At 65.9% G+C, this 8350-nt stretch carries 9 protein-coding genes, 1 tRNA gene and 1 pseudogene; 2 read left to right on the forward strand and 9 right to left on the reverse strand.

The window, feature by feature from the left end; genetic code table 11:
• From LXM94_RS23470 to LXM94_RS23495, 6 genes and pseudogenes are all read right to left on the reverse strand, one after another.
• A pseudogene (locus LXM94_RS23470) lies at positions 1-429 on the reverse strand (deoxyribose-phosphate aldolase); the annotation flags it as partial.
• Positions 422-1234 carry a purine-nucleoside phosphorylase gene (locus LXM94_RS23475; protein ID WP_235773940.1) on the reverse strand — a complete coding sequence of 271 codons (813 nt, stop codon included), beginning with the start codon at positions 1232-1234 and terminating at the stop codon, positions 422-424. The gene LXM94_RS23475 and the pseudogene LXM94_RS23470, both read right to left, overlap by 8 nt.
• Positions 1231-1623: a cytidine deaminase gene (locus LXM94_RS23480; protein ID WP_235773942.1), complete on the reverse strand. Its 393-nt coding sequence runs from the start codon at positions 1621-1623 to the stop codon at positions 1231-1233. Before LXM94_RS23480 ends, LXM94_RS23475 begins: the two co-directional genes overlap by 4 nt.
• Position 1624: 1 nt before the next feature.
• A complete protein-coding gene (locus LXM94_RS23485; RefSeq protein WP_235773944.1) occupies positions 1625-2596 on the reverse strand; it encodes an ABC transporter permease in 972 nt (323 codons plus the stop codon).
• Positions 2597-2599: 3 nt separating this feature from the next.
• Positions 2600-3733: an ABC transporter permease gene (locus LXM94_RS23490; RefSeq protein ID WP_235773946.1), complete on the reverse strand. Its 1134-nt coding sequence runs from the start codon at positions 3731-3733 to the stop codon at positions 2600-2602.
• Complete coding sequence (locus LXM94_RS23495; protein ID WP_235773948.1) at positions 3730-5265, reverse strand: ABC transporter ATP-binding protein; 1536 nt, start codon at positions 5263-5265, stop codon at positions 3730-3732. The genes LXM94_RS23490 and LXM94_RS23495 overlap by 4 nt, the downstream gene beginning before the upstream one ends.
• Positions 5266-5432: 167 nt before the next feature.
• Here LXM94_RS23495 and LXM94_RS23500 point away from each other — a divergent pair, with 167 nt between their 5' ends.
• The gene (locus tag LXM94_RS23500) at positions 5433-5660 is read left to right on the forward strand and encodes a SlyX family protein (protein WP_235773950.1); all 228 of its coding nucleotides are present in this window, start codon (positions 5433-5435) and stop codon (positions 5658-5660) included.
• 62 nt (positions 5661-5722) lie between these two features.
• Here LXM94_RS23500 and LXM94_RS23505 read toward each other — a convergent pair whose 3' ends face one another.
• The 3 genes from LXM94_RS23505 to LXM94_RS23515 form a co-directional block, all read right to left on the reverse strand.
• Complete coding sequence (locus LXM94_RS23505) at positions 5723-6715, reverse strand: BMP family lipoprotein (protein ID WP_235773952.1); 993 nt, start codon at positions 6713-6715, stop codon at positions 5723-5725.
• Positions 6716-6925: 210 nt separating this feature from the next.
• On the reverse strand, positions 6926-7576 hold the full coding sequence (gene msrA, locus LXM94_RS23510; protein ID WP_235773954.1) for a peptide-methionine (S)-S-oxide reductase MsrA: 651 nt from the start codon (positions 7574-7576) through the stop codon (positions 6926-6928).
• A 46-nt stretch (positions 7577-7622) separates the two neighbouring features.
• Positions 7623-7940 carry a hypothetical protein gene (locus tag LXM94_RS23515; protein ID WP_408015691.1) on the reverse strand — a complete coding sequence of 106 codons (318 nt, stop codon included), beginning with the start codon at positions 7938-7940 and terminating at the stop codon, positions 7623-7625.
• 234 nt (positions 7941-8174) lie between these two features.
• Between LXM94_RS23515 and LXM94_RS23520 the strand changes: the two genes are divergently transcribed.
• Positions 8175-8264: transfer RNA gene (locus LXM94_RS23520), tRNA-Ser, on the forward strand.
• The last annotated feature ends 86 nt before the right edge of the window (positions 8265-8350 follow it).

Raw genomic sequence — 8350 nt, forward strand, 5'->3', positions numbered from 1 at the left:
GCCGGATTCGATAATGGTCTTCAGGAGGACGGGCGGCTCGCAGGCCTCGCGGACCGCCAGGATCATCTCCCGGACGGTGGCTTCGTCGCCGGCGATCAGCCTGCGGTAGGGGATGACGAGATCGATCTCGTCGGCGCCGTCTTCGATCGCCTGCCGGGTTTCGGCCAGGACATCGGCAACCGGCCCGTCGCCGGACGGGAAGTTCACCACCGTCGCTATGCGGACCGGCGATGTGGCGCCGAGAATGCCGCGCGCCTCGGTGACGAAGCGCGGCCAGATGCAGATCGCCGCCGCATGGCCGAAGGGCGTGACCGCCTGGCCGCAGAGCCGCATGATAGCTGCGGTGTCGCAGGTGTCGGTGAGATCGGTCAGGTCGAGCAGCGATAGCGCCTTGGCGGCCACCTGCCGCGGTGTCGTCGTCTCATTCATGGTCGTCGCCTCCCGCCGCGATCATCTCGGTCAGGATATCGGCAAGCCGCCTGCCGCCGATCGGGGCCATGTCCTTGGTTTCGTGGTGACTGAGCGCGAGGCCCGTCATGCCGGCGCCGAAATTGGTGATGACGGACGCTGCCGCGACCCTGAGGCCCAGCAACCGCGCGATCAGCACCTCCGGCACCGTCGACATGCCGACCGCGTCGGCCCCGAGGATGCGCGCCATGCGGATCTCCGCCGGCGTTTCGAAGTTCGGGCCCGAGAACCACATATAGACACCATGCGGCAGGGGGATGGCAAGCTTTGCGGCTGCCGCCTGCATCCGCTCGGCGAGCCCCGCGTCATAGGCCGTCGTCATGTCGACGAAGCGATCGTCGCCGTCGCGGCCGATCAACGGATTGGTGCCGGAGAAGTTGATATGGTCGGAAATCCGCATCACCGAACCCGGCGGCAGGTCCTCGCGGAGCGAGCCGGCGGAGTTCGTCAGGATCAGGGAGCGCACGCCGATTGCCTTCAGCACCGCGAGCGGCACGCGCATCGCATTGGCATCGCCGCGCTCGTAGTAGTGCACCCGTCCGGAGAGCACCAGGACAGGCACCGCGCCGAGATGGCCGGCCACGAGTTCGCCGGCATGGCCGGAAACCGAACTGACCGGGAAGCCCGGCAGCTCCGCATAGGGAATGCAGACCGGATCGCGCACGGCCTCGACGAGCGAGCCGAGGCCGGAACCGAGCACGACGCCGTGGCGTGGCACGAGGCCGTTCAGCCGTGCCGCCAGGACTTCGACCGCCTCGGCGCTCATCCGAGGATCTCGGTCTCGAAGGCGAAGGGCAGCAGTTCCGGCATGGTCATCGTCTTCTTCACGCCGGTGTCGTCGCAAAGATAGATGCGCGTTTGCGGCGTCGCGAATTCCGCGATCTTCTGTCGGCAGCCGCCGCAGGGCGGGCAGAGCGGCAGTTTTTCCGCGATGACCGCGATCTCGACGATCTTCCGCGCGCCGCCCATGATCATCTGGCCGATCGCCGTCGGTTCGGCGCACCAGCCCTGCGGGAAGGAGAGGTTCTCGATGTTGGCGCCGGCATAGATCCGGCCGTCCTCGGCACGGATCGCCGCACCGACGGGAAACTTGGAATAGGGCACGTGCGCGAAGGCCATCGCGGCCCGCGCGGCCGCGAACAGATCGTCGGACATGTCAGCGTTCCTTCACATAGGGTATGCCGCCGGCCTTGGGCGGGATCGCCTTGCCGATGAAGCCGGCAAGCAGGATGACGGTGAGGATATAGGGGAGCGCCTGCATGAGCTGTACCGGCACCTGGCCGATGAAGGGCAGGGGGTTGCCTTGCAGCCGGATCGCCAGCGCGTCGAGGAAGCCGAAGAGCAGGCAGGCGAACATGATGTTCTTCGGCCGCCATTTGGCGAAGATGAGTGCGGCAAGCGCGATATAGCCCTTGCCGGCCGTCATGCCCTTCACGAAGCCAGCATTGACCGCCATCGACAGATAGGCGCCGGCAACGCCGCAGAGGATGCCGCAGCAGATCACGGCGCGGTACCGCATCCAGAGGACCGAAATGCCGGCCGTGTCGACGGCGCCCGGGTTTTCACCGACGGCGCGCAGCCGCAGGCCGAAGCGGGTGCGGTAGAGCACCCACCAGCTCACCGGCACCATCAGGAAGGCGAAATAGGTGAGCACGTAGTGGCCGGACAGGAGGTCGGAATAGATCGGCCCGAGGATCGGAATGTCGCGGACCGCGTCGGCGAAAGGGAAGTCGATCGTGCCGAAGCGCGCGCCTTCGGGCAATGCCGGCGTGCGCCCGCCCTGGCGGAACCAGGCCTCGCCCAGGATGACGGTGGAGCCGGCGACGATGAAGTTGATCGCGACGCCCGAGACGATCTGGCTGCCGCGCTGGGTGATCGAGGCATAGCCGTGCACCAGCGAGAGCAGGACGGAGACCAGGATCGCAGCCAGCAGGCCGAGCGGCGCCGACTGCGTGACGTAGGCGACCGAGCCGGCGGCGAAGGCGGCACCGAGCATCTTGCCCTCGAGGCCGATGTCGAAAACGCCGGCGCGTTCCGTGAAGAGCCCGGCAAGGGCCGCGAGGATCAGCGGGACAGAGACGCGGATCGTCGATTCGAGCAGCACGACGAGGGTGTAGAAGACGTCCATTTCTCAGGCTCCCTTCGTCGCGGCGACGGCATTCTGGCGGGCGGCGAGACTTGCGAAGGCGCGGCCGACCGCCGGGCGGAACATATTTTCCAGCGCGCCGGCAAAGAGGATGACGAGGCCCTGGATGATCACGATCATGTCGCGCGAGATCGACGGCATTTCGAAAGCGATCTCCGCACCGCCCTGGTAGAGCACGCCGAAGAGCACGGCGGCGGGAATGATGCCGGCCGGATGCGAGCGGCCCATCAGCGCCACCGCGATGCCGACGAAGCCGGCACCCTGCACGAAGTCGAGCTGCATGCGGAACTGCTCGCCCATGATCGGGTTCAGCGCCATCATGCCGGCGAGCCCGCCGGAGATCATCATCGCGATGACCGTGATGCGCGCCTCGCCGATGCCGGCATAACGTGCGGCGGCCGGGCTGTGGCCCATGGTGCGCATCTCGTAGCCGAGCTTCGTGCGCCAGATGAGCAGCCAGACGCCGAAGGCACAGAGAAGCGCCAGCAGGAAGGAGACGTTGAACGGCGCGTTGCCGATGTCGAGCCCGAAGATCGAGAGCAGCCAGTCGAGCTTCGGCAATTGTCCGCCGGCGTCGAAGGTGCGCGTCTGCGGCGCCATCGAGCCGAGCGGCTTCAACACCCGCGTCAGCAGATAGACCATCAGGCTGGCGGCGATGAAATTGAACATGATGGTGGTGATGACGATGTGGCTGCCGCGCCTGGCCTGCAGCCAGCCGGGCAGAAACGCCCAGAGCGCCCCGAAGAGCGCCGAACCGACGACCGCCAGGGGGAAGACGACGTACCACGGTGCGAACCGGTCGAGCCACAGGCAGGCCAGCGCCACGCCGATGCCGCCGATATAGGCCTGGCCCTCGCCGCCGATGTTGAAGAGGCCGCAGTGGAAGGCGACCGCGACCGCCAATCCGGTGAAGATGAAGGTCGTGGCGTAATAGAGCGTGAAGCCGATATATTCGCCACGGCCGAAGGCGCCGTTGAGGAGATGGTAGGCGGCCTCCAGCGGGTTCTCGCCGACGAGGAGGACGACGAGGCCGGCAACCAGGAACGCGACGGCGAGGTTGACGAGCGGGATCAGCCCGTATTCCGCCCAGCCGGGCAGTTTCGCATAGGGGTTGCTCATTCGGCGGCCTCCTTCCGGCCCTCGACACCGGCCATCAGCAGGCCAAGTTCACCTTCGGTGGCGTCAGGCGTTCGCTCGCCGACGACACGGCCCGCGAACATCACGAGAATCCGGTCCGACAGCGCACGGATCTCGTCGAGCTCGACGGAGACCAGCAGCACGGCCTTGCCCTGGTCGCGCATCTCGATGATGCGCTTGTGGATGAATTCGATCGCACCCACGTCGACGCCGCGTGTCGGCTGGCCGATCAGCAGCACGTCCGGATCCCGTTCCATCTCGCGCGCCAGCACGATCTTCTGCTGGTTGCCACCGGAGAAGTTCGCCGTCTTGAGCCGCGCGTTCGGCGGCCGGATGTCGTATTTCGCGATCTTCTCCTCCGCATCGGCGCGAATGGCGTCGATGTTCAGGAACACGCCCTTCAGATATTTCGGATCGCCGTGATAGCCGAGAATGGCGTTCTCGCTTTCCTCGAATTTCAGCACGAGGCCGACATGGTGGCGGTCTTCCGGCACATGGGCAAGGCCGCGCCGGCGCAGCTTCGCCGGATCCGCATGGCCGGTCACATCGATCGCCTGGCCGTTCAGCGTCACGTCGCCGGATGCGGCGCGGCGGATGCCGGAGATCGCCTCCAGCAGCTCCGACTGGCCGTTGCCGGCGACGCCCGCGATGCCGACGATCTCGCCGGCACGGATGTCGAAGGAGACGTTGTCGACCATGGTGACGCCGCGCCCGTCGCGCACCGTCAGGTTGCGGACGGAGAGCTTGATGTCGGCGGGCTTCGGCTCGCCCTTTTCGACGCGCAGCAACACCCGGCGGCCAACCATCAGCTCGGCCAGTTCCTCGACGGAGGTCTTCGCGGTTTCCCGCGTCGCGACCATCTCGCCGCGCCGCATGACGGAGACCTCGTCGGTGATCGCCATGATCTCGCGCAGCTTGTGGGTGATCAGGATGACCGTCTTGCCCTGCGCCTTGAGCTGCTCGAGGATGCGGAACAGATGATCGGCCTCCGCCGGCGTCAGCACGCCCGTCGGCTCGTCGAGAATCAGGATGTCGGCCTTGCGGTAGAGCGCCTTCAGGATCTCGACGCGCTGCTGGATGCCGACCGGCAGTTCCTCGATGACCGCGTCCGGATCGACCTCCAGCGCATATTCCTTCTCGAGCCGCTTCAGTTCGGCGCGCGCCTTGGTGATGCCGGCGTTGAGGATCTGGCTCTCTTCCGCGCCGAGCATGACGTTTTCGAGCACCGTGAAGTTCTCGACCAGCATGAAGTGCTGGTGCACCATGCCGATTCCGGCGGCGATCGCCGCGTTGGGATCGCGGATCGCGACGGCCTTGCCGCCGATATGGATCTCGCCCCGGTCGGCCTGGTAGAATCCGTAGAGGATTGACATCAGCGTGGACTTGCCGGCACCGTTTTCGCCGATGATGCCGTGGATGGTGCCCTTGCTGACCTTGAGATTGATGTTCCTGTTGGCATGGACGAGCCCGAAGCTCTTGTCGATGCCCTTGAGTTCGATTGCGAATTCGCTCATGACGACCACCATGCGATGGAAAGGGAAACCGCCGGGCCATCGTGGCCGCGTTGCGCAGTCTTGTAGGTCCGGCCGCTCTTGTCCAGCGCCATCGCGCGGGCGGCGCATGCGGCGGCTCCACCGACGGCGCGAGATGTCCGGGCCGAAGCCGAGGAAGGAAGATCCGCATGACGACCGCACCGTCCGAAGACGAGCCGACCCGCCGCATCGCCGTGCTGGAGGAGCACGTCGCCCATCAGGCGAGAGCGATCGAAGAGCTTTCGGACCAGCTTGCCGAACAGTGGAAGCTGGTCGGGCAGATGCGCGACAAGCTCGATCGCCTGACGGAACGGTTCCTGTCGCTGGAGGAGCAGGCGCTCGAGGCGCCGCCCGTTACGCGGCCGCCGCACTACTGACACCATGACCGGCAGGTCGGGGCCGCCCCGCATGCGACGACGCACGGGGGCGGCGATGCCGATCAGTAGGGGCAGCTTTCGTCGGACATGTAGTCGTGCACCGTGACGGTGCCCGCGATGATGTCGGCCTTCGCCTTGTCCACGGCGGCCTTTATCTCTTCGCTGACGAGCGGGGCGTTGTTGTCGTCCATCGCGACGCCGACGCCGTCCTCCTTGAGGCCGAGAACGTTGATGCCCGGCTTGAACGTGTCGTCCTTTGCCGTCGTGAAGGCGTCGTAGACGGCGACATCGACGCGCTTCAGCATCGAGGTCAGAACCTTGCCGGGCTGCAGGCCGTTCTGGTTCGAATCGACGCCGATGCCGAGCTTGCCCGCGTCGGCCGCGGCCTGGAGCACGCCCACACCGGTTCCGCCGGCCGCGTGGTAGACCACGTCCGAGCCCTGGTCGAACTGCGACTTGGCGATTTCGCCGCCCTTGACCGGATCGTTCCAGGCATCCGGCGTCGTGCCGGTGTAGGCTTCGAGCACCTTGACGTCCGCGCCGGTGGACTTGGCGCCGCCGATGTAGCCGCAGGCGAACTTGTGGATCAGCGGAATGTCCATGCCGCCGACGAAGCTGACGGTCTTCGACTTGGAGGCCATGCCGGCCATGATCCCGGCGAGCCAGGAGCCTTCCTCCTCCTTGAAGACGACGGAGCGGACGTTCGGCTTGTCGACCACCATGTCGATGATCGCGAATTTCGTGTCCGGATATTCGGCTGCGACCTTCTCGAGCGATGCGGCCCAGGAGAAGCCGGCCATCACGATCGGGTTGTTGCCGTCGTCGGCGAAGCGGCGGAGGGCCTGCTCGCGCTGCGCGTCGTTGGCGATCTCGAAGTCGCGGTATTCGATGCCGGTTTCCGCCTTGAACTTCTCGGCGCCGTTATAGGCGGCCTCGTTGAACGACTTGTCGAACTTTCCGCCCAGGTCGTAGATGATTGCCGGCTTGATGTCCGCCGCAAGCGCGCTCGCCGACACGGCAGCCGTTGCAAGGAGGGTGAGAAGGGTTTTTTTCATTGTGCAGCCCTGTTCGCTATTGATCTTTTGGGGCCTCCCGCACGCCTGGTTTTCCGGCGTGTCTGCGGAGCAACCGACCCGTTCCCCTGGGCCAGGCGCAGCAATCCTTGCATGCCTGCACGAAAAATTCACGAGAAATTTTTCAACTGGTAAAAATATGAGGCCCCGGCGGCAAGACCGTCGGGGCCCTTCGAAATCGGCAGGAATGCGTCAGCCGATCGCGCAGCTGACGCCGGTGCCGCGCAGGCCGCAATAGCCGCCCGGATTCTTGGCGAGGTACTGCTGATGCGCCGCTTCGGCGAAGTAGAACGCGCCGACCGGTGCGATTTCGGTCGTGATGCGGCCGCCGTGCCCGGCCCCCTCGAGCGCCGCCTGGAAGGCGTCGCGCATCGCGCGCGCCGCCGCGAGCTGTTCCGCGTCGCTCGTATAGATCGCCGAGCGATAGGTGGTGCCGATGTCGTTGCCCTGGCGCATGCCCTGGGTCGGGTCGTGCGCCTCGAAGAACACCTTCAGAATCTGCGCGAAGCTCACGATCCCGGGGTCATAGGCGACGAAAACCACTTCGGCGTGGCCGGTGAGGCCCGTCGTCGTCTCCTGGTAGGTCGGGTTCGGCGTGATGCCCCCGGCATAGCCGACGGCGGTCACCCACACGCCGGGCATCTGCCAGAAGACGCGTTCCGCGCCCCAGAAGCAGCCCATGCCGAGGAGCACGGTCTTCGCGCCCGCCGGATAGGGGCCTTTGAGCGGCCGGCCGTTGACGAAATGCGCCTCGGACGTCGCGATGGGCTCCGCCCGTCCCGGCAGGGCGTCCTGCGGCCGCGGCATTTCGGTCTTCTTGTTGAACATGTCGATCAGGAACATGGTGATTTCTCCTTGGCGCCCTGCGGGCGCGGCAATTCGCAACGGTTCAGGCGGTGAAGCGCCCGGCCATGGGCGGTCGCCTGTAGGCGATGACCCAGAAGAACAATGACAGTGCCAGAAGCACCGCGAAGGCCGGCTGCGCCAGCACCCACATGGCGCCGTAGTTCCAGACATGGGGATGCAGCCGGTTCATGATCGTATCCGCCACATAGGCGATCGTTTCCGGGCTGGCGGACGCCCAGGCAACCGCGAGCGGCGTCAGGACCAGCTCGTTGGCGGCGATCGACTGGATCGCGTCGATGGTCCCGGCCATCACCGCGACGACGAGGGCGACGGCGCTCAGGAAACGAAGGAAAAAGCGTATCATCCAACCCTCCGCCAGGGCCTCATGCCCCGGTCCCGCGCCTGGCTCGCCTAAAAATAGGATGCCGGGGCGCAACCTGCAATGGCTGCCCGATTTCGGCTCGATGCCGGGGGCTTCAAATTTCTGTCAGAAACCGGTTGATCCCTCGGCCCGCATCGGTATATATCGCGCCGTCCCGCCCCAATCGATACGGAAGCGGTCCGCGCCGGCCTGACCGACCGGCGACGTGCGGATGGACAGGTGGCCGAGTGGTTGAAGGCGCACGCCTGGAACGCGTGTATACGTGAAAGCGTATCGAGGGTTCGAATCCCTCTCTGTCCGCCAGCCCCTTCTGGTCCATTCTGGACACATGGGTTACGGTTTATACCGGAGACATGGGTAACACTTTTGGCCCGAAGGGGTCTTGGAGT

The organism is Rhizobium alarense (assembly GCF_021555155.1).
In the GTDB taxonomy this organism is placed as follows: Bacteria; Pseudomonadota; Alphaproteobacteria; order Rhizobiales; family Rhizobiaceae; genus Rhizobium_D; species Rhizobium_D alarense.